This window comes from Shewanella sp. AS16 (genome assembly GCF_021412365.1).
Classification (GTDB): domain Bacteria; phylum Pseudomonadota; class Gammaproteobacteria; order Enterobacterales; family Shewanellaceae; genus Shewanella; species Shewanella salipaludis.
In genome coordinates this window covers 136301-161042 of record NZ_JAKCLK010000005.1, presented here as the reverse complement: position 1 = coordinate 161042, position 24742 = coordinate 136301, and the positions used below count along the sequence as shown (strand labels likewise).

At 58.7% G+C, this 24742-nt stretch carries 13 protein-coding genes; 5 read left to right on the top strand and 8 right to left on the bottom strand.

Annotation, left to right across the window (positions count from 1 at the left end; all coding sequences use genetic code 11):
- Positions 1-9: 9 nt before the first annotated feature.
- The 6 genes from LZP73_RS13945 to LZP73_RS13920 form a co-directional block, all read right to left on the bottom strand.
- Positions 10-1695, bottom strand: coding sequence for a (2,3-dihydroxybenzoyl)adenylate synthase (locus LZP73_RS13945; protein WP_326490352.1), 1686 nt, complete (start codon positions 1693-1695; stop codon positions 10-12).
- Complete coding sequence (locus LZP73_RS13940) at positions 1692-2882, bottom strand: isochorismate synthase (protein WP_234235616.1); 1191 nt, start codon at positions 2880-2882, stop codon at positions 1692-1694. Before LZP73_RS13940 ends, LZP73_RS13945 begins: the two co-directional genes overlap by 4 nt.
- A gap of 82 nt (positions 2883-2964) precedes the next feature.
- Positions 2965-4632 carry a PepSY-associated TM helix domain-containing protein gene (locus tag LZP73_RS13935; protein ID WP_234235615.1) on the bottom strand — a complete coding sequence of 556 codons (1668 nt, stop codon included), beginning with the start codon at positions 4630-4632 and terminating at the stop codon, positions 2965-2967.
- Between the two features lie 5 nt (positions 4633-4637).
- Positions 4638-4922, bottom strand: coding sequence for a hypothetical protein (locus LZP73_RS13930; protein WP_234235614.1), 285 nt, complete (start codon positions 4920-4922; stop codon positions 4638-4640).
- Positions 4919-5116, bottom strand: a complete 198-nt coding sequence (locus tag LZP73_RS13925) for a hypothetical protein (RefSeq protein WP_234235613.1) — start codon at positions 5114-5116, stop codon at positions 4919-4921. Before LZP73_RS13925 ends, LZP73_RS13930 begins: the two co-directional genes overlap by 4 nt.
- A 192-nt stretch (positions 5117-5308) precedes the next feature.
- A complete protein-coding gene (locus LZP73_RS13920) occupies positions 5309-7249 on the bottom strand; it encodes a TonB-dependent receptor domain-containing protein (RefSeq protein WP_234235612.1) in 1941 nt (646 codons plus the stop codon).
- 311 nt (positions 7250-7560) lie between these two features.
- On the opposite strand from LZP73_RS13920, the gene fes reads away from it, so the two are divergent.
- The 5 genes from fes to LZP73_RS13895 all read left to right on the top strand — a co-directional run bounded on the left by fes (position 7561) and on the right by LZP73_RS13895 (position 19516).
- On the top strand, positions 7561-8943 hold the full coding sequence (fes, locus tag LZP73_RS13915) for an enterochelin esterase (protein WP_234235611.1): 1383 nt from the start codon (positions 7561-7563) through the stop codon (positions 8941-8943).
- A gap of 43 nt (positions 8944-8986) precedes the next feature.
- Complete coding sequence (locus LZP73_RS13910) at positions 8987-9262, top strand: MbtH family protein (RefSeq protein ID WP_326490351.1); 276 nt, start codon at positions 8987-8989, stop codon at positions 9260-9262.
- A 100-nt stretch (positions 9263-9362) separates the two neighbouring features.
- Complete coding sequence (locus tag LZP73_RS13905; protein ID WP_234235610.1) at positions 9363-16838, top strand: non-ribosomal peptide synthetase; 7476 nt, start codon at positions 9363-9365, stop codon at positions 16836-16838.
- 129 nt (positions 16839-16967) lie between these two features.
- Entirely contained in the window at positions 16968-18302 is a 1335-nt protein-coding gene (gene entS, locus LZP73_RS13900) for an enterobactin transporter EntS (RefSeq protein ID WP_234235609.1), read from the top strand.
- Positions 18303-18397: 95 nt separating this feature from the next.
- Complete coding sequence (locus LZP73_RS13895) at positions 18398-19516, top strand: 3-deoxy-7-phosphoheptulonate synthase (protein ID WP_234235608.1); 1119 nt, start codon at positions 18398-18400, stop codon at positions 19514-19516.
- A gap of 28 nt (positions 19517-19544) precedes the next feature.
- On the opposite strand, the gene LZP73_RS13890 is transcribed toward LZP73_RS13895, so the two are convergent.
- Both LZP73_RS13890 and LZP73_RS13885 read right to left on the bottom strand, forming a co-directional pair.
- On the bottom strand, positions 19545-20507 hold the full coding sequence (locus tag LZP73_RS13890; RefSeq protein ID WP_234235607.1) for a diguanylate cyclase domain-containing protein: 963 nt from the start codon (positions 20505-20507) through the stop codon (positions 19545-19547).
- Positions 20507-24718, bottom strand: coding sequence for a response regulator (locus LZP73_RS13885; protein ID WP_234235606.1), 4212 nt, complete (start codon positions 24716-24718; stop codon positions 20507-20509). The genes LZP73_RS13890 and LZP73_RS13885 overlap by 1 nt, the downstream gene beginning before the upstream one ends.
- Between the last annotated feature and the right edge of the window lie 24 nt (positions 24719-24742).

Sequence of the window (24742 nt, the reverse complement as noted above, 5' to 3'; positions counted from 1 at the left end):
GTTGTTTCCTTAAATGCGTGCTGCGCTGGCGCCAGTCTGGGTAAGTTGCTTGAGTTTTCTCTTGTCGATTTTGCCAACGGCAGTCAACGGCAAGGTATCGACGAATTCGAATCTGTCCGGGATCTTGTAGTCTGCGACGCCCAGGGTCCTGAGGAATTTGCGCAACTCGGGTCCCTTAGGCCGGGTGGTCGCCGACACTATGAAGGCGCAGCTTTTCTCACCCATGAGGGCATCGGCGATGGGGATCAGGGCCGCGTGCCTGACGCCCTTATGCTGCACCAGCAGGGCTTCTATCTCTTCGGCGGCAATTTTCTCTCCGCCACGATTGATCTGATCTTTTCCCCGTCCAACCACGCACAGATAGCCCTGCGGCGTCATCCGGACCAAATCGCCCGTGCAGTAATACCCCTGGGGATCGAATGCTGCACTATTATGCTGTTCACTCAGGTAATAGCCGCGAATGGTGTATGGGCCGCGGGTAAACAAGGTGCCGACTTCTCCCGGGCCGACCTCATTGCCCGCTTCATCCAGGATGCGGAGCTCGTCATCGTCACACATGGGTTTACCCTGAGTGTTAATCACCAGAGACTCGGGATCGTCCAGCCGGGTGTAATTAACCAGACCTTCGGCCATGCCGAAGACCTGCTGTAATTTGCAGCCGAGCTTCGCCTGAACCTGTGTTGCCAATGCCGGGCTGAAGTTGGCACCACCGACCTGCAACAGCTCGAGTGAAGCGAGTTGCGCTCCATGGGTCTCGGCGAGTTTTAACCACAGGGACACGGCGGGCGGCACCAGTGCCGTCATGTTGACCCTATGCTTGGCGATCAGGTGAAAGCAACTCAAGGGCTCAGGGTTGGCTGCCAACACTAGGGTGCCGCCGGCATGAAACACCCCCAAGGCGCCGGGAGAACTGAGGGCAAAATTGTGGCCAACGGGTAAGGCACACAGGAATCGGGTGTCACTCGACAAGCGACAAATTTCGGCGCTGCGCCTGACACTGTAGAGATAGTCATTATGGGTGCGTGGGATCAGCTTAGGCGTGCCCGTGCTGCCGCCGGATAATTGGAAAAACGCTACCTGCCCGGCCGCCGATGGGGTCAATAACGACTCGGCCTTTGCGTCCTCTGGGTCCCCGACAGGCGATGCCGTTAAGCAGGCCCAGAAATCCTCGGCGCCATGAGTGGCAAAGTCCCAACTGTGGGGAGATGCAGGCTGGTCTTGCAGCAACAGTACAGTGCTCAGGCTGGCGTGTTGCCGACGCAATTGAGTCACAAATTGTCCATCCCGAAACAGGGCGTGGCTGGTCGCAGCTATGAACAGGGATGGCTGCAGTTGCCTGGCATATTCCACCAATTCATGGCGTTGATGATTGAATAAGGCGTTGACCGGGGCGACACCTATTTTCAGCAAGGCGAAGAAGAGGATATAAAACTCGGCGCAGTTGGGCAGCTGCACCAGGGCCGTGTCATGTTGCTCTATGCCGCGCGCCAGCAATGCCTGGGCGAGCCGGCTGGACAAAGCATCCAACTCGGCATAGCTCAGATGACGCTCATTACATATGATGGCAATCGCCTCAGGCCTTGCCTGGGATTGTTGCTGCAAGATGGCCGACAGCGGCCTATCCTGCCAATAGCCTTTCTGCCGATACAGGTGTGCCAGATCTTCGGGCCAAGGGGTAAATTCAATTGCCATCATGCCTCCACCAACTGACGGACGCCAAGGGCATTGAGCATGGTGCCCAACTTGGCCTGGGTTTCCAGCCACTCAGATTCAGGACAGGACTCCTTGACTATGCCGGCACCGGCAAAGAGGCGCACCCGCCGGTCTTTGACTGTGGCACAGCGAATGGTCACGGCCCATTCACCGTCCCCCGCCTCATTGCACCAACCCACCATGCCGCTGAAGAGGCCGCGATCGAAGGCTTCGACCAGCTTGATGAGTTTATGCGCCTCTCCTGCCGGCGAACCACAGACTGCCGGTGTTGGATGCAGTAAACAGGCGAGTTGTAAGGCGGACATGCAGGGATCGCGTAACTGCGCCGCTATCTTGGTCGACAGATGCCACATGGCGGCAGTACTGATCAACTCTGGACCGGCAGGAATGTCGAGCCGCCGGCACACAGGAGTCAAAATGTGCCGAATGGCCTCTATGACCAAGCTGTGCTCATAGCTGTCCTTCGAGGACTTTTTCAGATTTTGACCGACGATAAGATCTTCTGCCGCATCCGTTTGGCGCTTGGCTGAACCCGCCAGCGGATTGGAGAAAATACGCTCGCCTTGCTTGCGGATCAGCAGCTCTGGGCTAACCCCCAGCAGCTCGCCACCGTCCGCCATGGGGATCCTGAAATGGTATCCGTTGGGATTTTGGCTTATCAAGTTGGCCAGCAGAGTGTCGACATCGACCCCGGCGGAGAACTCCAATTCCAAGATCCTGGACAGAACGGCTTTTTTAATGTCGCTCAAGTTAAAGTTCGCCACTGCCTGGGCGACGCCTTGCTTGAAACGCTGCTCGTTCGGTTGACTCTGCATCTGCTTGAGGGCGACAGGCTGGGACCCGCTTGCCCGGCCCCCGGGGAATGGGGCCGTCGCCTCAATGAACTCATAGGATTGAGGTATATAGAGGTTGGACACTTGAGTGACATCGAAGGGCACAGCGCCCATGATGATGGGCGCTGTGATCCCGGCTTGCCTGGCTCGGCTGAAGGCCGCCTTGATGGCGTGTTGGAACACGCCATTGCCCATACCGCCACCCAAGGCCGGCTCGGCAACACGGGTGAATACGCCCGTGGCATGAATACGCTTGTGAGCCGAACTGAATAAGGAAGCTTGCTTGTCGGCCTGGGCAGGCTGTGATTTGTCTGTACTGGTCCGGTATAAATCCATTTTATCCTCGCACTCGGTAAGGTTTAGGCTAAGTAAGATGTGGGTTACATCGAAAAATATGATTTCATAGCAATCGTCTCTGTTATTGCCTTGAGCCGACCCGGTTTGAGCTTGTTAAGCATGGGGCTTTCGGGCCGGAATGAAGTGACCATAGGCTATCCCGCGGGCCTTCCAAGCCGCGTTTCCTGGCGATTTTGGCGAAATAACCAAAGCATGAGGCGCAGACAAGGGCCACGAGATCGACCCCCAGGGTACCCGGCGCAGTGGATGGCCACAGCCCTGAGTCAGGCAGCAAGATGGCCAGGAGTGTCAGCATGGGAATGGCCAGCGTGGACAAGGCGCACATATGCAACAAGTGGATTGCTGCCCGCGCCGGCCCAAGCAAAAATCCCCAGGCAATGGCGCCCAGGAACACGCTGTAATAAACGGCCATAGACACATGATTGATGTTGTCGACCCTGGCATATAATAGTTTTCCCGTCACCATAGTGACTGCGACCCCCGCCATAGATCCGAGGCAGACACCGACAGTGAGATTGGCCAGCACCCTGCAGGAGCGACTCTGGGTGGGAACCTCTGCGATGCCCATCTCCTTGGTGCGTTTCTTGCGCCTGGACTCGAGCCATAAGAGATTGCCCGAATAGAAGAGGAAGGCCCCGCCAAACCCGAGGACGAAATAGGCCCAGCGCACCCAATCACCGCCGTAACTGCCGAAATGCAGGGCGAAGAAGCTGGCGACCAGGCGTCCCCACAGGCCGGCCTCCCCAGGTGAGAGGGTGCTGTTGAGTAGCTGGCCGCTGTAGGGGTGGATGAAGGCGTAATCGCTTATCGGGCCGCGCATCAGCCGGTCTGGGTTGAACAACGCCAGGCGCACCATAGGCTTTGGCCCCTGCAGTCCCATGTAAACCATTTCCGTGACCTTGAATTCAGGCGCCAGGTCGTGGGCTGTCTCAAGCAAGCGACCGACAGGCAGCAATTGCTGTAACTCATAGGTCTTAGTTAGGCGTGGGGGGGCTTGGCGGCTGATCTGGGTATCATCATCCAAGATCTGCGCTAAGCTGGCGTAGATCTGGTCGTGAAACGCGAACACTATCACAGTCAGGCAGATGACCAGGTGAAAGGGCAAAGCTGTGATACCGGCAATATTATGGGCATCCAGCCAGAAACGCCGTTCTCCCTTTTGACGCCGCAGGGCAAACCAGGTTTTAACCAGACTCGGCAGCAGAACTATGACCCCTGAAACCAGCGCCAGAAAGTAGAGCACGGCCGCAACCCCAAGGACATAAATGCCTATATGTTCGTGGCCCAGGGTGCCGGGAATGCCTGCCGTTCTATGCAGATAATCGACGAGCTCGGCCACCACTGAGGGCAACACCTGGAGAGTCTGCAGCTGTCCGTTTTCATCCAGTGTGCCCTGCCATAGGCGTGCATCCAAATGCAGCTCACGCCCCAGGTCAGTGGCAAACCATTGGATGGGTGAGTGTGACGCCGCAGCGTCTTGCAAATACAAGCTAAAACCGGCTTTGGCACTCTCATGTTGGTCAAGCACTTGGCCAACCAGTTGATCCAACTGAGCTGTCGGGATCTGTGGCAGCACTTGCCCGGGTGGCGTTAACCAGCTATCCAACTGGGGCTTGAACAGGGTCAGGGAGCCGGCATAAAAACCGATAAACAAGACCAGGGACGTCACTATTCCAGTCCAAATATGCATGGACTGATATATCCGCATCACATCGCTTCTAATTTTCATCCGGCTTACCTTAATACCATGAGGAGTAGGCTGTAACTCAGCAGGTTCAGTCCCGTCAACCAGCTCATGGCACTGAGTCCGGAACGGAATAGATAGCTGAAGCTGAAAATAAGCATCCAGATAGGCGCGACCATCCACATGTTGAATTGCACCTTGCTCTGTCCGTCCATGCCGCCGGGTGTGATGACAGTCAAGAGGCTGCTCAGCGCCAGCGCCAGGCTAAAACCCAAGACGCCGCCGATCAGGCTCTTGCTCCACCAATCCGCTTGGATTTTCTGCTTGCTATTCATCTCTTGCCGACCTCCTCGGCGCCCGGAGCAAGGCTAAAAAAGGAAAAATGCCAAAGAACAGCATCAGGGATACGGTCCAGGTCATCAGCGCGGGGGCGAGACTGAAAATGCTCAGCCAACCCAATAATGCCAATAGCGTCAGGCCGTAACCCAGCCAGCGCCAATATCTGGACGCCAACGTCTTGTTTAACCATCCCTGATTCTTATGGCTGAGGTAAACCAAGCTGCAGCCGCCACCCAGCAGTATTAACAATAAGGCTTGCACTGTTTTTCCTTACCGCCTTCGACACAGGCCCGTGTTCTGTCGGTGTCAAAGGCATACATTCAGATTGAAAATAAAGGCGACAAGCTTGCCGCCTCTACCTGTGTCACATCGCGACTCTCGCCTAGAAGCTATAGCTGGCACCGACGAACAAGGCCCTTCCCTGCAGTATCATGTCCGATGTCGGCTCATCCAATACCGGCTGCTCGTCGGTGAGGTTGGTCAGGCCCAACTTTAATTTAAGGGCGGAGGAAACGAAGTAATTGCCACCCAGATCTATGCGGCTGTAACCCGACAACTCCTGTCCCCTATTGCCGAGATGCTCGCCGTAGTAATTCAGCTGGGCATACAGGTTAAGATCGTCTATGACTTGCCAATCGAACTTGGCATTCACAGTGTTCTCCGGGCGATAACTCAGGGATTTACCTTGGGTATTCTGGGTGTCCAGATAGGTGTAATTCATTGCAAACGAAACGTCGTCCGTCACTTGGATACTCGCGGTCGCTTCCACACCTTTGATGGTGACATCGGCTTCGTTGAAGTACCTACGTACTGGGCTGGTGCCATCCCAGCTCTCGACTGTGATCAGATTCTCCACCTTGTTGTGGAATACCGTGACTGACGCCGACCACAGGTCCTTATTGACCAGCAGTGCCAATTCTGTACTGACGCTGGTTTCTTCCTGCAGATCCGGGTTGCCCGAGATGCTGCAGGCGCCCTTACAGCTGACAGAATGAAACTCGGGTGAGGATTCGAAGAGGCTGGGAGCCCGAAATGCGGTACCAACGCCGCCTTTGAGCACTATGTCCTCATTCAGTAAATAGGATAGGTAGAGCCTCGGGCTGACATGGGTGCCGTAACTGCCACTGTCCTCGCCCCGCACCCCCAGGGTGGCGATTAAGTTGTCTGCCAGGCCGATCTCATCCTGAATAAACAAGGAGGTGAGACTCTGACTGTCTCCGCCACTGACGGGATACTGGACAGGGTCGTTGACTTGCGTCTTCAGGTATTCGCCACCCAAGGTGATATTGTTGTAGCCGTAGTCCAGGAAAACCGTGCCTCTCAGGGTGGTGTTGATCTCTTCAAGATCCCGGCCCAAGGGCGGCTGCAGGTTATAGCGGGAGTTGTAGTCATAGATATCGGCACTAGACAGATTCGCCAGCAATTGGGTCTTGCCCCACTGCCAGTTGCCGTTATGGGTCAGGCCGACAGTGATCCTGTCGATGGACTGCTCCCTATAGGCGCCATAGGTCGTCAGGGGCACATCGTCTCGATCGCTGGCCAAATCCAGCTCCAGGGACTGGCTGTCATCGATTTGCCAGCTCAGGGTGGAGGCAAATTTCAAGGTTTCACGCCCTTCTATGGTGTCAAACTTGGGGGTCACCTCCCGGTTTACCCAAATGTCCTGATCGGCTTTCTCGGCGCTGAATACCAGGCCCAGATTGTCCGTTAACTTGCCTGTGGTATAGAGGCTGGCACGATATCTATCACCGCCCGTGCCCTTATCCATGAAGCTGGCATCCAGGCTCAAGGTCGACTCCCAATCGTCCTGAGGCCTGCGGGTGATGATGTTGATGACCCCTCCCACGGCATCCGAGCCATACAGGGCCGACATGGGACCGCGAATGACTTCAACATGATCGATCAACTCCAGGGGGATCGAGGTAGTATCGAAGTTACCGGCACGCCAGAGCCCATTGCTGGAAGACACGCGCTTGCCATTGACCAGCATGAGCACATAATTTTCATCCAAACCACGCAAATTGATGCCGTTACGCCCCCCCGCCCAGCTGGAGATGCTCACGCCAGGCAAGGTTTTAAGTACGTCACCTAAATCTTTGATGGGGTACTGAGTCACTTCTTCGGCTGTGATAATAGAAATGGATGCAGGCGCGGTGGCTAACAAATGTTCGCTTCCCGTCGCAGTCACCACCATTCTGTCCATTTCAGCCTGCTCGGCCGCGACGCCGTAACCTGTCATCAGCAAACCCAGGATGCCAGCCAGCGCACCTGGCTTGAAACGACGCAATTCAGTCGCTGCTGCCGCAGGTAAATAATCCTTCATCAAACTCCCCTCTAACGAAATGCAATATAAATCAAAGTGTATTAAGCAACCTTGTTCCAGAAAACGAACAAATATTAATGGGAATGATTATCAATTGCAATCTTATTTGTGTCGGGTTATCTTGTTGCTACTTCGACAATAACCCAGGTGACATCTGTGCACTCTGCTGGCGCAGTTGCTGAGGTTAAGGGCTGACAAGATTCAATTTTCAGCCAAAACAGATACAGATTTGCATTGGATATAACAGGATTGAGGCATTCATACCCAGAAGAGCTATGGGGTGAAACAGGTATGCCCTAGGGACAGCATCAATGGCCAGCGATTACATGGATAAGTTACCCGGGATAAGCCGGCACCCGACAGGCTCGGCCGAGATAGGCAGCCAGGACTGGTGGTCTGGCATCGAAGAAGCAGGCACGCCCGTCTGTGTCGAGCATCCCGACGCGCCAGAGTCAGTCACGCTGCATTTTCTCTGGCGGGATCCCCATGGGCTTGCGGCGCAATCCCCTATCGTGGCCGTTTACCTGGATATCAACTGCGTAACGGATCACCACAGCTTCTCGCCCCAGTCTCTCAACCGGGTTGCCAATACAGATATATGGCATTGGCAATGCCGCTTGGATGCCGACTGGCGTGGCAGTTACTGTTACCTCGCCATTACGCGAGACCAATTGCCGCCCTCCCCGGATGCAGATCCATTGCGACGTCAAGCACAGCAAAGAGCCTGGTGGCGTTCGCTTCTGCCGCATAAGCGTGCCGATCCCCTCAATCTCGCTGGCCCCAAGCTGGGAAGCTGGCGGGAACAATTGTCGGCCATACACCTCAAGGCCGCGCCGGCGCAGACGGCTTGGCAGGCCTTGGATAATGGGTCTGCCAGCCAGGGCTTGGCCAAGTTGGCTCAGGGGAAACGGCAGCTATTCACCTGGCATAGTGCCATCTTGGGCACAGAGCGGCCGGTCTGGTTATATGAACCCCAGGGCGGCATAGATGCTCAGGCGCCGCCGCAGCGCCCTCTCGTGCTCTTGCTCGACGGTGAGGTATGGGCCCAGTCCATGCCGATTTTCTCCGCCCTGGATCATGAGACCAGGCAAGGCCTGCCCGCTGCCGTTTATGTGTTGATCGATTCACTCGGCCCGCAAAACCGCGCTCGGGAGCTGCCCTGTCATGCGCCATTCTGGTTGGCGGTGCAGCAGGAGCTGATGCCACAAATTTACCGCCTCGCCCCCCACTCGCGTCTGCCACAGAAGACACTCCTGGTCGGCCAGAGTTATGGCGGGCTAAGCGCCCTGTTCGCCGGCCTGCACTGGCCGCAGCGCTTTGGCTGCGTGCTCAGCCAGTCGGGTTCTTTCTGGTGGCCCCATGTCGCGGCGCTGTCGCATCCGGTCGCTTCCCCAACTGCCGCCGGCAACATTTCCAGGCGCGGCTGGCTGACAGAGCAATTGGCGGAACGGCGCCTACCCGAGTCCCGCATCCGGATCTTCATGGAGGCCGGCAGCCGGGAAACCGCCATACGCAGCGCCAACCAGGAGCTGTATCACACCCTGAAACAGGCCGGGCACGAGGTGACTTACCGTGTCTATAAGGGGGGCCACGACAAGTTGTGTTGGCGTGGCGGTTTACTCCAGGGATTACGGCATTTTCTGGCTCAGGACGTCTCTTTAACACAGGAAGTTCCGGCGTCGAAAGACGCCTGAAAGCAAGAAATTAACACTAGCAACTCATTTAACGGGAGAAATTATGTCTGACTCAGAGATACAGGATTCTGGCTCGCCAGCTGCGGATTTGCCAACCAGGGCTGTGGCAACGCCGAGCGTGGAAACAGGCAAAGACTCGAGCCAATACCTCAATCCATTCGATGATCCGGGTCACCTCTTTCTGGTGCTCATCAACGAAGAACAGCAACTCAGCCTCTGGCCGGAGTTTGCCGCTGTGCCTGCGGGGTGGCGCCCCATCTTCGGGCCTCAGGCGCGAAATCTCTGCCTGGAGCAGATTGAGTCGGGGGCTTTTGCCTGACGCCAATGGGCTCAACGAGGCTCCATGTCATGCCCAGCAGCCATGAAGGCTAAAAGTCGTTATCCGCAGCCCAGCTGCAACTCTCTAAAGGATGAATATTGTGCAACAAACGTCTCAGGCACTCGCCCGTCAACCCATGCTCGAACTGCCCCTGGTCGGCCCACAGCTGGGCATTTGGCTGGCGGAGCAAATTTCCCCGATTAAAAACCTCTTCTCAGTCGCCCAGTATGTAGTGATCGAGGGCAGCATAGACATAGACCTGCTGCAGCGGGCGATACAAATCGGGCTGAGCGAGGCAGATACTGTCCACAGCCAATACGGATTGGGTAGCGAGCGGCCGCTGCAGCTCATCCCGCCCTTGCCTGCCGCGGGGGACATAGGCTTGCCAAGCCTGATCGATCTCTCCAATGAGGCCGAAGCCGAGGCACAAGCCCATGGGCTGATGGCACAGGACTTGGCCGAGGCCGGCAATGCCGCCGACAGTCGCCAACTGTACCGCCACCTGCTGATCAAATTGCCCTCGGCCCTTGGCGGGCCCCGCTGGTTTTGGTACCAGAGGTACCATCACCTGATGGTCGACGGGTTCAGCTTTAGCGCCCTGACCCAACGCATAGCGCAGCACTACACGGCGCTGAAACAAGGGCGTGCCATAACAGCGGCGGCATTGACCCCCTATGCCGCCGTGGTCGAGGAATACCTGGCCTATGCCGACTCCGAAAAGTATCAAAGCGATAAGCAATTCTGGCTGAATTACGCGGCAAACCTGGTGCAGCCCATCAGCCTGTCGAAAATGAGTGGCCCGGCAAAGCTTCAAAGCGGCAGAGTACTGCGGCAAGAGACGCTCATCCCCTCGCTGGGCGCCTTGGTTGCCGGGCTTGGGGATCCCCGAGTGTCCAAGGCGGATACGGCGATCGCTATCGTCTTGCTCTATCTCGGAAAAATGACCGGTCAGACCCAGATATCCTGCGGTTTTCCCTTCATGCGCCGCATGGGCTCGGTGGCCTTATCCTCGAGCGGCTGTGTCGTGAATGTCCTGCCCTTGCAAATAACCCTGGAGAGCGGCATGCGCCTGGTCGATGTGGTTCGGGCCCTCGCCTGGGAGATCCGTAAACTCAGGAAACACCAAGGCTATGAGGCGGAACAGATCAAAAGGGATCTCGGCATTGTTGGCAGTCAAAGGGCCCTCTATGGCCCGAGCATCAACTGCAAGTTGTTCGACTATCGGCTTAACTTCGACACTCATACCGGCACTAGCCATCAGTTGGCCACAGGGCCTATAGAGGACATGGAGTTTGGCCTCTATCTGAACGCCGATGAATTGAGGCTGGAGCTGGCCGCCAATGCCGACCGCTACCAACAAGCGGAATTGGCCTTGCACTGCGCGCGTTTACAGCATATTTGTGCCCAGTTACAGCAAGATCCACAGCTGACCCTGGCCAGGCTCAGTGTGCTGAGTCCCGATGAGCTGGCGCAACTCCAGGCTTGGCAACAGGGCCCCAGGCGAGACAGCTCTGGGGATCCGGCAAGCGTATTGACGCTGCTAAGCCGGCAAGTCGCTGCAAGGGCCCAATGGCCGGCGTTGGTGTTTCAGGAACAGAGGTTCAGCTTCCAGGCATTGTCTGAGCGTATCAACAGGCTCAGTCGTTTCTTGCTGGCACTCGGTGTCACCGACGGCAAGCTGGTGGCGACCGCACTGCCGCGCAGCGCCGAGTCTGTCATCGCCATCTTTGCCATCTTACAGACGGGGGCCGCCTACCTGCCGCTGGATTTGAGCCACCCGGATGAACGCCTGAAAATGATCTGTGACGATGCCATGCCGGCCCTGGTGCTGACTCACAGCCGAGTGATCGCCAGGTTACCCGGGGATCTCAGGAGAGTCAGTCTCGATGAGCAGCACTTAATCCGGGCGTGCGCCGGCCTGTCGGCGGCCCCCATAGCACCGGAGGAACTCGGTAGTGCCATAGAGAAACACCAGCTTGCCTATGTGTTCTACACCTCGGGCTCGACCGGCAAACCCAAAGGCGTCAAGGTACCCCATGGCGCCCTGGTGAATCTGATGATGGCCTTGCAGCAGGAGCATTACACTGCGGCACTGGCGGCGCATGAGGCCCGCAGCATGGCACAGGGCCTGGCCGCCGGGGCGGCACCAGCGCAGCTGAGGGTGGCACTGACGGGCTCATTCTCCTTCGATACCTCCTGGGATCCCTTGCTGCAGATGTTGCTCGGCAATACCCTGTATCTGTTCGATGAGGACATAAAGCGCGATGTCTATGCCCTGCTCGAAGCCATAGACAGGCATAAAATCGACACCTTGGCGGTGGCACCCTCCTTGGCCACCCAGTTGATGGCGGCCGGCATGATGGCACGCGCTTGGCAACCGCTGTTGCTCAATATCTGTGGCGAAGCCGTCTCGCCTGCCTTATGGCATAGCCTGCAACAGTATCCACAGCTGCATGCCTACAACATCTACGGCCCGACCGAGTTTACCGTCTATGCGACCAGCGCCAGGGTCAGCCCCGGGAATGCCACGCCCACCATAGGGCGTCCACTGGCCAATACCTGTGCCTATGTGCTCGACCATGAGTTGCAGACCGTCCCCATAGGCGTGACCGGCGAGCTGTACCTGGCAGGCGATAACATGAGCTTAGGTTACTTGAATCGCCCGGCTGGCAGCGCCAGTCGCTTCGTCGCCAATCCTTTCGTCAGCGGGCAGAGCATGTATCTGAGCGGCGATCTGGTGCGCTGGGATCCTCAGGGACATCTGGAGTTCATCGGCCGCAGTGACAACCAGGTCAAGATCCGCGGCTTTCGTATCGAGTTGGGTGAGGTCGAAGCGGCCTTGAGTGCCCTGGCGGCGGTCAAGGAAGTGGCGGTGACTGTGCAGCCCCATGCCCAAGGCCAGCGTCTGCTCGGCTACTGCACCCTGAAACCGCCATTCAACGACCAAGACGCCACACTCGTCCAACAAAGCTTGATGGCACAGCTCTCGGAGCGCTTACCCGACTATATGCTGCCATCCCGGCTGACGCTGCTCGCAGATCTGCCGCTGACCGTGAGTGGCAAGATAGACAAGCAGGCGCTGCCGACGCCTATGCCGGAGCCCATGCCAGCGTCGCGAGCCGCCGCCTCTGCCGTGCCAACCACGGCAGAGGAATGGCTTTTCTGCCGGCAGATGGCCGAGACTCTGGGCCTGGAGCGGATCGGTCTCGACGATGACTTCTTCAATCTGGGCGGTGACAGCATTGGCGCCATGCAGCTCAGCATCAGGCTCAATCGCCAGGGCGTCGAACTCAAACCCAGGGACATTTTTGCCAAGCGTACCCCAAGAGGCATGCTGGCAGTGCTGCGGCCCCTGGCGCTGACAGAGGTGAAGGGCAACTCACTCCCGCCAGCAGCCCTCCCTGGCGATGCGCCCCGCGCCGGGACACAGATGAACATAAGCGCCGCCGACCGGCAGGCACTCCGGGCCAGACATGGTCGAATACAGGCAATCTTGCCCTTGTTGCCGCTGCAACAGGGATTGCTGTTCCACGCCCAACTCGAGAGTCAGACCAGCTACAGCTTTACCACTAAGCTGGACCTCAAAGGTCGGCTGGATATCGCCAGGCTCAGGCTCGCACTCGAAGCCCTGCTCGATGCCTATCCTCAGCTCACAGTGATCTTCGATACGCAAACCTCGGACTCGCAGCTGCAGCTGATCCCGTCATCGACCGTGACGGGTCAGAGTTACCGCTGGCCCTGGCAAGCAAGCGACCTGCGCGCCCTGGATGCGGCCGCCAAGGCCGAGGCCCTGTATAGGTTGGAAATGAGCGAGAGTCGCCGCAGCTTCGACGATGTGATTCGGGGCAAGCGCGCATCCATACTGGCCCATGCCCATCTCGTGCGCTTAGGCGACGCACACTACAGCCTGTTATTGACCGCCCACCATCTGATCATAGATGGCTGGTCGACCCCCATACTCTTGCAGGATCTGCTCAAGGCCTATGCCTCGGGCAAGGCCGCACTCATGCCCCCCGAGGTGAGTTACGCCCGGGTAGTCAGTCGCCTCGCCGCGCGCGACTTGCAACCGGCCCGCGATGCCTGGCAGGAAGCGCTCCGGGGCGTCGTCCCAACCCTGGTGTTTGACCAGGCCGGCGCGGCTGTGCCGGCCGGACAACCTGAAGTGAGAGAGCTCAAATTGCGGCTTGAGGCGTCGCTCTCGGAGGGGCTTGGCCGCTTATGCCGTCGCCAGGGCCTCACCCTCAATACCCTGATGCAAGGGGTTTGGGCCCTGCTGCTGGGTTCCATGACGGGCCGCGACGATGTGGTGTTCGGCAGCCCAGTATCCGGACGCTTCAGTGACATCGACGGCCTGGAGCAGCATATAGGCCTGTTCAGCAATACCCTGCCCGTCAGGATCGGCTTGCGCCCGGACATCTCGCTGCTCGAGCAGCTGAGTCAGATACAGCAGCAACAGATAGCGCTGCTGGAGCATGATGCTCTTGGCCTGGGCGAAATTCAGCGCCTGGCCGCCACAGAGACACTGTTCGATACCTTGCTCGTGGTGGAGAACTATCCTGTCACTCAGGCCTTGCTTGGAGCGGATTATGCCGGGCTACGCCTGAATGATGTGCAAAATCGAGGCTTTACCCACTACCCCTTGACCATCCTGGTGCTGCCTGGCGACAGGATACGCATCTTGTTCGAGTACAGGGCCGAGGTGCCTGAGCCAGAGCGTTTCGCCCGGCGCTTCGTTGGCCTGCTCGAGCAGCTGGTGCGCGCGCCTGCCACGCCCCTATGTCGACTCCAGCTGCAGACGCTGGACGAGCGCGACTTGCTGTCCCGGGTGAACCACACCTTCAGCGCCTTGCCCAGCCATAAGGGGCAAACGCCAACCTTGAGGGACTTGCTGCAGCTCCAGGCCAGGAAAACACCGGGGCAGATAGCCCTGCGCGACACAGACAAGGCTTTGAGTTACAGCGAGATGCGCCGCCAGGTGTGCCTGCTTGCCGAGGTGCTCAGGGCGAATGCCGTGAATGCGGGCGACATCGTTGCCATCGCCTTGCCGCGCAGCATCAGCCTGAGCCTGGCGCTGCAGGCGACCATTGAAGCGGGGGCAGCCTACCTGCCGCTGGATATCGGCAATCCGGACTCGCGCCTGGGTTTCATGTTGCAGGATGCCAGACCCAAGCTCATCTTGACCTGCCAATCCCAGGCGGCGCGTTTTTCCCGGATTGCCGCTGGATCGGCGCCGACCCAGGTGCAGATCTTGCCGATAGACAGCCTGTTGGCGGATATCCAGGGAGCCACTCCCGGACGAGGGGCCGCAGCGCCGCTCGAGGCCGAGCCAATCGGCGCACTTAAGGCGAGCGATCCCGCCTATCTCATCTATACCTCAGGTTCAACGGGCCGTCCCAAGGGAGTCCTGGTGTCCCATGGCGCGATAGTGAATCGTTTAGCCTGGATGCAGCACGCCTACCCCCTGGCCCATGACGATGTCATATTGCAGAAGACCCCCGCCGGTTTCGACGTGTCCGTGTGGGAGTTTTTCTGGCCCCTGCTCCAGGGGGCTTGCCTCGTCATGGCGCCGCCCGAGGCCCATAAAGATCCGGCACTCTTGCTGCAGCTCATGGAAGAGTATCGGGTCACCACCTTGCACTTTGTGCCTTCCATGCTGGCGGCGTTCCTGCTGCATACCGAGACGCTGGCCAAAGAGCAGGCACCAGGAACTGGCTTAGGGACGGGATTGAGGCGGGTATTTTGCAGTGGCGAGGCGCTGTCGGCCGAACTGGCCGCAGATTACCGCCGTTATTACCCGGCTCCCCTGCATAACCTCTACGGTCCCACGGAGGCAGCCGTCGATGTGACCTACTTCCCGGCCACGGCTCTGCCGGCGTCAGCGGCGCCGGATATCGTACGCCAGGGTGCCGGAGTGCCCATAGGCAAACCCGTGTGGAATACCCAAGTGCGGGTGCTGGATCATCAGTTGCGTGAAGTCGGCATAGGCGTACCGGGAGAGCTGTACTTATGCGGCGCCCAGCTGGCCATAGGGTATCTGCACCGCCCCGCCTTAACCGCCGAGCGTTTCGTCGCCAGTCCTTTCAGCGCGGGCGAACGCATGTATCGTACCGGCGACATGGTCCGCTGGTTGCCCTGCGGCAACCTGGAATACCTGGGCCGCAGCGACGATCAGTTGAAAATTCGCGGGCAACGCATAGAAATAGGTGAAATAGAGCAAGCCTTGCTGCAATTGCCCTCGGTCCAACAGGCGGCCGTGCATGCCAGAGTGCTGGGCGGCGCCGATGTCAAAGCCGGTGCCAAAACCGGCGACCAGCGGCAACTGGTTGGCTATGTCATAGCCGATGAATCCGGCACAGACGGACAGGCGGCAACCGAACTGGAGCTGGCAAGCCTGCTCACCCAGGTCTCACGCTTGCTGCCGGCCCATATGGTGCCCACTGTCTTGATGCAAGTGGCGGCTTTCCCACTGAGCGCCAACGGCAAGCTGGATAGGAAGGCCCTGCCGGATCCCGGGAGCCACTCAAACCGCATGGGGCGTGCGCCCAAGCCCGGCATGGAAACCCGGATTGCCGCGGCGTTCGCCAAGCTGCTCGGGGTCAGCACAGTCAATGCCGAGGATAGCTTCTTCAATCTGGGGGGCCATTCACTGTTGGCGATGCAACTGGCCACCGAGCTGCGCCGCAGCCTGCAGCTCCAGGTATCCGTCGGACAGATAATGGTGTCTCCGACGGTCGCCGAGCTGGCGGCGATCCTCGGCGATGAAGGGCTCAGGGCCGATCCCGACAAGGCGGGCTTCGGACAGATACTGCCTGTTCGCCGCGGCCGGGGACTGCCCTTGGTGTGTATCAATCCAGGTTCGGGCTTCTCCTGGCAATACACAGGGCTGCCAAAATACCTTGAGGGCCGTTGGCCCATCATAGGACTGCAATCGCCGCGGCCGGATGGCGCCGTCGCGGTCAGTGCCGACATGACGCAGGCGGTGCAACACTACCTGGAGTTGCTCAAACGGGTGCAACCCCAAGGGCCGTACCATTTCCTGGGTTACTCCTTCGGCGGCACCATTGCCATGGCCCTGGCGGCCACATTGACGGCCAGGGGAGAAACCGTCGCCTTCGTCGGTCTGCTCGATACCTATCCGCCGGAGGGGCAGGAATGGAAACGCCCCACCAAGGAGGAAGCCATGGCCGAAGTGGAGCGCGAAAGGCATCAGTTCCTCAACGCCGCCGAAGGAGACTTTGCCGATGCCTCCAGTCGTGAGGAGCAGACCAAGATGTTCAACGACATCCTAGGTAACTATGACGATACAGTGAGGCTATTGTCACAGGCCAGCACCACGGCCTATTCGGGCCGGGTCGAGCTGTTTGTCGCCGAAAAATCCCTGCCGCCGGATTGGGATGTGGCGCAGTCCTGGGCACCCTATGTCGGCAAGTTGGTCCAGCATGGCTTGCCCTTCGCCCACGACGACATACTCTCGGCCGGCTCCCTCACTCGGCTCGGCCCTCTGCTCAACGCCATCTTGGCCGAGGTGGATACCCTCGGCATGGAAGCGCCGCAGGAGCGGCCAGATCAAGACTGAGGTGGCTCCGTGTCCAGATGAAGGTTTCGGGTTTGCCGCGGTTCCACGGCGGCAAACCCGGTACCGCAAGGCCTTGCTGCAAAGGCACTCCTTACAACGAGTCTTATTAAGGCGCTATTAATAGAAATTATGAAAAAACACACTATTTTCGTCGATGTCAGCCTGCTGAAAAGCAACCCATACTTTCGCATGGTGTTTATCGCCAGGCTGTTTTCCCTTCTCGCACTTGGGATGCTCACAGTGGCAGTGCCCCTGCAAGTGCACTCGCTCACAGGGTCAAACTTTCACGTAGGCATCATACTGGCGCTGGACGGTGCCGGCATGCTGGTTGGCTTATTGCTCGGGGGCGTGTTGGCCGACCGATATGAGCGGCGGCAACTGATCCTCACCGGCCGTATCGCCTGCGCCCTGGGTTTCAGTGCCTTGGCCATCAACTGCTACTTCGCCAGCCCTTCACTGTTGGCGCTCTATCTGCTCTCGCTGTGGAGCGGCTTCTTCGGCGCCATAGGCATCACGGCACTCATGGCCGCCATTCCCCTGCTGGTTGGCCGGGAGAACCTGGCTAAGGCCGGCGCCCTGAGCATGCTGACGGTGCGCATAGGGACGGTAGTATCCCCCCTGATTGGCGGCATGATCATCGCCATGGCAGACATAAGCTGGAACTATACGGCCGCCGCCATAGGGACTTTTTTCACTCTGATCCCCTTGCGGCGTTTGCCCAAGATGCAGGCTCCCAAGGTGGCGGGCGAGTCGCCGTTAGCCTCCTTCGTCGGTGGCCTGACGTTTATCTATGGCAACAGCCTAGTCTGCGGCGTGGCGGCCATCGGCCTGTTGGATGCCGTGAGCAAAGGCGTGCGAGTCTTGTTTCCGGCACTCGCCATCGGCCAATTCGGGGGCGGCGCCTTCGAATTGGGCCTGCTGTTTTCGGCCGTCCCCCTGGGAGCAAGCCTGTTCGCCTTCACCAGCGGCAGAATGTCCGAGCTGAAGCGTCCCGGCCTGACCATGATCTTGAGCAGCATGCTGGCCTTTGCGACCCTGGGATTGCTGAGCATCGCCAGTCAGTTATGGGCTGCGCTGCTCATACTGGGCCTCTATGGCTACTTGGGGGCCATCAGTGCCTTGCTGCAATACACGCTGATCCAGGGCCACACCCCCACCCCTTTACTGGGACGCAGCAACAGTCTGTGGACGGCGCAAAATGTCGCCGGCGATTCGCTCGGCGCCCTGGTGGTCGGCAGCCTGAATAAGCTACTGAGCCCGGCCAGCTGTGCCCTGCTGCTGGGCACTGTGGCGACCCTGGGGGCACTCACAGTCTGTTGGTGCAGTAAGCCCCTGCGCCGATTGCGGCAGACGGCCAGGGAAAACACCCAAGCTGGGGGCGAACCTGGAAACACCAGCGCTCGGGAAGCCGCCCGGCCGCAGCTAGACCCGACCGCTGCTGAGCCGGACGCAAAGTCTATGTAAATCCCTTTGCAATCCAGATCACATACAATGATGATAATAATTCTCATTTGAGAACTGTATCTGTTACCCAATCCAACCCAGTGAAGGACGACATCATGCCCGCGTTACCCTCCGCCTTAAATGCAAGTTTGCATATGGACATTCCCGACTGCCATCAATTGGTTGCCGATTTGCCTCGTCCGGCTGGGACAGCCGCTCACATACAGGAGACCCAAGGCGCAATAGCAGACATATTGTCCGCCAAGGATGATCGCTTGCTCGTGGTCCTGGGTCCCTGCTCCATCCACGATCCCCATGCCTCGCTGGAGTACGCGGCTCAATTGGCCGCGGTTTCCCGGCGCTATGACAAGGAGCTGCTGCTCGTCATGCGCACCTATTTCGAAAAACCCAGAACCACGGTCGGCTGGAAAGGATTCATCAACGATCCCGGGTTGGACGAGGGTTTCAATATCGCCGCTGGGCTGGTTAAAGCCCGGCAACTCCTGTTGGATATCAATGCCATGGGGCTTGCCACTGCCACAGAGTTTCTCTGCCCGGCCAACGCCCTCTACATTGCCGATCTCATCAGCTGGGGCGCCATAGGGGCACGTACCACCGAGTCCCAGATCCATCGTGAACTGGCGTCCGCCCTGCACTGTCCCATCGGCTTTAAAAACAGCACGGATGGCAATATCCAAATCGCCATGGATGCCATCCAGTCTGTGCAGGCCTCCCATGTGATCTATGCCCCCAAGGCGGCCGGCGGTTTACAGGCAGTAAAAACGGCGGGAAATCCCAACTGCCACATCATATTGCGCGGTGGCAGGCAGCCCAATTACGCCGCCAAGGATGTCGATGCCGCCCATGAGTCATTGCTGAACCGTGCCTTGCCGGCAAAGATCATGGTCGACTGCAGTCACGGCAACAGTCAGAAGCAGCATCTGAACCAGCTCCTAGTAGGACAATCCTTGTGTCGGCAAATAGGCGAAGGCAAGCGCCATATCGCCGCCGTTATGCTGGAAAGCTTTCTCAAGGCAGGCAAACAAGCACACAAGGGTGAAGGGCAACTGGTCTACGGCCAATCTATCACAGATGCTTGCATAGATTGGCAAGACACTATTGGCTTGCTCGATGACTTTGCCAGGGCGGTCAACCAGAGGCGCCAGGCGCTGGAATGCCAACGACAAGCCGCCATGTCACTCTATGCTCAGTCACAGGTAAAAGTGTACGCCTGAGGCGGCAGTGCCTGAGGCAAGCTCAGTCTCAGTCGCATGAGAGCACCTTCTGCCACGGCGCGGCCATGGATGAGGTACGGTTGCGACCCTTGTGCTTCGCCCTATACAAGGCGTCATCCGCCAATGCCACCAGCGCTTCGGGGACAGCATCGGCTTGGGGAATACAGCAGGCCACCCCGGCACTGATGGTGACATGTTCGGCCACGTCCGAGTCCCGGTGCGGAATGGCCAATGAGCGTATCGTCTGCACCAGGTGTTGCGCCACCCGCTCGGCGCCAAGGAGATCTGTCCTGGGCAAGACACAGATAAATTCTTCCCCCCCATAACGCGCCACCAGATCATGGGGACGATTAGCGCAGGCACCAATGGTCTGGGCGACCCGTCGCAAACACTCATCCCCCGCCTGATGCCCGTAAGAGTCGTTGTAGCGTTTGAAATAATCTATATCCAGGATCAGCAGTGAGATGGGCAGTTGCTCTCTGCGGCTCTGTCCCCAGTAATCCGGGTAGTCGAGATCAAATTTACGCCGATTGGGGATCCCTGTCAGGCCATCCGTCAGGGCGATGGCACGCAGCTGATCGGATTGGCGTTTGAGCATCAACTGATTCCTGACCCTGGCCCTGGTGATCACAGGGTTGACCGGCTTATGAATAAAATCGACCGCACCCATCTGGAACCCACGCACCTCCATGGCTTCATCCAGATGGGCCGTCACGAAGATCACCACTATGTCGGCGGTGCCGGGATCACTCTTGAGTTGCAGACACACCTCATAGCCGTTCATGTCGGGCATTTCGATATCCAGCAGCAGCAAATCGGGTCGGACTTCCCGACACAGGGCTATGGCTTGTTCACCGCTGTTGGCCATAAACAGCTCATAATCCGTATGCAGCAGCCGATGCAGTATCTTGATATTGATCAGTTGATCGTCGACTATCAGTATCTTGCCTTTCTCACCATTGGGCCGGGTCATGTTGGCGGCTATTTCCATCAGAGCATCTCCTTTAACATGAACTGGGCGGTTTCCAGGGCCCTGGAAAAATTGAAGCCGTCGACCTGGGCTTTCAGTTCCGGCCATAGCCTATGGTAGGCCAGTCGGGTCTCCAACCTGTTCACCAGCGCCAGGGCCTCCAGATTCTGCAGTGCCAACAACTCCACCAAATCCCCCAGCTCATTGGCTGCCGCTCCCGGCATCGCTTGCTGCATCACTTGCTGTGAGTCAGGGTGGCTGGGTGCGGCGACTGGGTGGGCAACCGAGGTCGACAGGGCCACCAGGGCCTGCACACTCTTGTCTATCAGGGCGGCAAGCTCGCTTTCCCTGAGTGCCAGCTCTGCAGGCTCGACAGGCGCTTGCTGCAATGCTTCTTCCAGACAGGCGGCGTAGTCCGTGAGCCTGCTGGCACCGAAGTTACTGGCGACCCCCTTGATGGCATGGCTGACGGCGGCGGCAGCCGAATAGTCGCCGGCCGCAATGGCGTGTCTGAACAGCCCCAGCTGAGTGACCATTTCCGGCTCGAAATTGGGTATTATGTCGTTGAATAAGGCCGCATCGCCGGCGAAGCGGTCGAGAATGGTCTCCAGGGGCTCCATCAGCGCCCCCCCGGCGGTCCCTGTGTCGGCCCCAAGCGATCTCGGGACAGCCGCTCGCCCCGGGTTTGCAGCCCTATGGGGCCTTTTGGTCAGGGTGAGAATGGCTGGCAGCAGCAGCGACATGTCTATGGGCTTGCCCACATGGGCGTTCATGCCCGCTTGGATGCAGAGCTCATGATCGCTCGCCGACACATTGGCCGTCATGGCGAGTATGGGTAAAGCCGTGAATCGGCCATCGGCGCGAATTCGCCGCGTCGCTTCCAGGCCATCCAAGTCCGGCATCTGCACATCCATGATCACCAAGTCGAAGCTCATCTCCGCCCCCAGCACTTTCGCCACCCCTTCCCCCCCGCCACAGGCCAGGACGACATGGGCGCCGGCATGGGTCAATAGCTCGTAAATGACCTGGCGGTTCAGCTGGTTGTCTTCGACGACCAGGATCTTCAGCCCAATGAGCTGACGTGGGATATCGGGTCTTGGCGCCCGCACCTGGGTATTGAGCAAGGTGCCACAAATGACGTCCCGTATCGATTCGGCCAACAATTGCGAGGTCACAGGTTTGGTGAGGAAATGGACAAAAGGACAAGACTCGAAGCTGTGGGACTCGCTGAGGGCTTCATGCCCATAGGCCGTCAGCATCACTATCACGGGCGGCTCACCGCTGTTGAGGCTGTTACGAATGATGTCGGCCGTTTCCAGACCATTGAGATCCGGCATATGCCAATCCATCAACACAAGATCGAAGGCCTTGCCCTGGGTCGCTGCGGCCTCGACTCTGGCGATGGCTTGCCGGCCGCCGGTGGCCGACTCGACCTCACAACCCAGACGCAGCAGATTCTTATGCAGTATCTCTTGCATGGTCGCATTATCGTCAACCACAAGTATCCTATGGCCATCCAGGCTAACCTGCTGCAGTCCTGTGTCATTGGCGACTATGGGAAGATTGATGTCGAACCAGAAACAACTGCCGCTGCCGACTTGGCTGCAAAGATGCAACTCGCCGCCCATCATTTCCACCAGACGTTTGGTGATCGCCAGCCCCAAGCCGGTACCGCCAAAGCGTCTCGAGGTGGATGATTCGGCCTGGACGAACCCCGAGAAAATCTTCTCCTGTTCCTCTGCGGCTATCCCTATGCCGGTATCGGTCACCGCCATGCGCAGACTCACCTGCGCCGCATCCCGGCTCAGGCATTGGATGCTGACGATGACATGCCCCCGCTGAGTGAACTTGATGGCATTGCTGGCGAGATTGATCAGCACCTGCTGCAGCCGCAGTTGGTCCGCCTTCAAATAGGCGGGGATCGAGGCATCCAAATCGAAGATCACTTCGACACTCCCGGGACTGCTTTGGTTACCGGACAAGATCACCGCCAGATCGCGCATGATGTTTTCGATGGCACAGGGATGGGAGTCCAGCTCCAGCTTGCCTGCGTCTATCTTAGAAAAATCGAGGACATCGTTGAGCAAACGCAACAAGGACTTGGCCGCCGTGTGGGACTTGGCCACATAATCCTGCTGCTGCTCCGTCATCTGTGTGTGTTGAATGAGTTGCAACATGCCCAACACGGCATTCATGGGCGTGCGGATCTCGTGGCTCATGTTGGCCAGGAACGCCGACTTGGCCGCACTCGCCTCATCGGCCTGACACTTGGCGTAACGTAAGCTCTCCTCCAGATGGCGCTGTTCCGTGATGTCCAGGTTGATCCCCATGACCTTGAGGGGCTTGCCCTGCTTATCGCGCTCGACCTGGGCCCCCGCCTGAATATGGCGTATCACGCCGCCGGGGGTGACGATGCGGAACACGGGATCATAGACGCCCCGGCCCTCGACAGCCGCAGTGAGTTTGGTCTCGGCCGCGGCGATATCATCCGGATGCACCCGCATTCGCCAGTGTTCGTAATCCAGGCCTTGTTCCCGCAGGCTCAAGGGTTGCTCGTACATGGCAAACATGCGCTCGTTCCATTCCAGCCTGTTGTCGGCCAGGGTCCAGGTCCAGATCCCCAGCTCGGCTACCTCGGCCGCTTTGCGCAATTGTTGACTCGCCGACTCGAGCGCCGCCTGTTGCTGCAACAGCAGATCTATATTGACGCCTATGCCCAGATAACCCAGAAGACCATTGCGCTCATCCCGCATGGCGGTCACCGACAGCGATACCTGGCACTGGGAGCCATCCTTGCGCACATAGGTCCAAGCGCGGGTTTCCGGGCCTTCGGTTCTCGCCTTGTAGACAAACACCTCGAAACCTTCGACAGGCTCGGCGTATTCCTCGGTCAGTTGCAGGGAGCGGGCCCGCATTTCTTCTGCCAGATGCAGCGGCGCCGGGGTCGATTTGCCGACCATCTCATCGGCCCTATAGCCAAGCAGCTTCTCCGCGCCCCGATTGAAGAGGGTGATCATGCCGTCGACGTCCGTGGCTATGATGGAAACTTCCGAGCCCGCATTCAACACATGGCCGAGCAACGCGCCCTGTTTACTCTCCTCAAGCTGCGCCGGTCCGGATGGCGGGTGTCTGTGTTGCCTGTTGCCGATAGCCCACCAGACCCAGGCCGCCAACAGGGCACTGAGCAAGAGGCCATAGCGCCAGATAACGGCAACATGGGTTAAGGGCAAGGCGGCCATGGCTTCAGGGTTCGGGTTCGGGGTCAAGCTCAGTCGCCATTGGCGGCCGAAGAAGTTGCGCTCCAGAGTCACTTCATGGACGGACACTTCATGGGCGGACACCTCTGTGCCAGTGTCGGCATGGCTTTCGAAGAAGGGCTGCGGCGCATCGACTGTGGCCATGTTTGTCACAGCCGTTGCTTCAGTTACATCAGTTACATCGGTCACATCTGTCAGGACCAGGCGGATATTCGCCGGCGCCAAATCGGCCAACATCTCATCCGCCGCCAGCCGGGCATAGCTCCACCCCAGGCCGGCAAGCTCGCGCGCCGCAGCCGTTTCAGGCGCAGCGCCGCCGACATACACAGGCATGAGGAGTAGGAAAGAGGGCTGCGGCCCGCCAAAGGCGGCTGCCTGGGCGGCGGGGATGGCGGCCGACAAACGTACTTCGCCTGAGGCCAAGGCCGCCTTGGCCGCCGCTCGGCTAGCGGCATGGGATGCGATATCCAGACCCAGGGCGGCTCTATTGCGCGCCAGTGGCTCAACATATTCAACGAGGTAACGCTCGGTTTGATGGGGGCTCAACTGGTGCACGGCAAACTCTGCTCCAGATCCGGGCCCAGATCCTGGCCAGACAGCGCCTCCCGCCCTGGCAAGGAAACCGGCTTCCGCCTCCGGGCTGACCCGGCGAATGAAGCCAAAGCCGGCGGCCCCGGGAAACCCGCTCGCAAACTCCCAAGTCAAACTGTCACGATGGAATGCCGCCGGGTCAATGCCATAGGTACCCGCGGCTAATACAGAGCTTCGCGCCGCGCGCAGGCCATAGGGGTATGAGGAGAGACGCTGGCTAAGCCTGTCGGCCACTCGCTCCGACAGCGCCTGCAGCGCCGCTTGGGTCACTCTCAGGTTATTTTTTTGCACCATCGAGGCCACCAGGGCACTCGACCCCAGTCCAAGCAACAGCGTCAGTACACTCCATGTGAGGGTACGCTTATGACCCGAGAGAAGACTCATTGATACCCGGAGAAGCAAGGATAA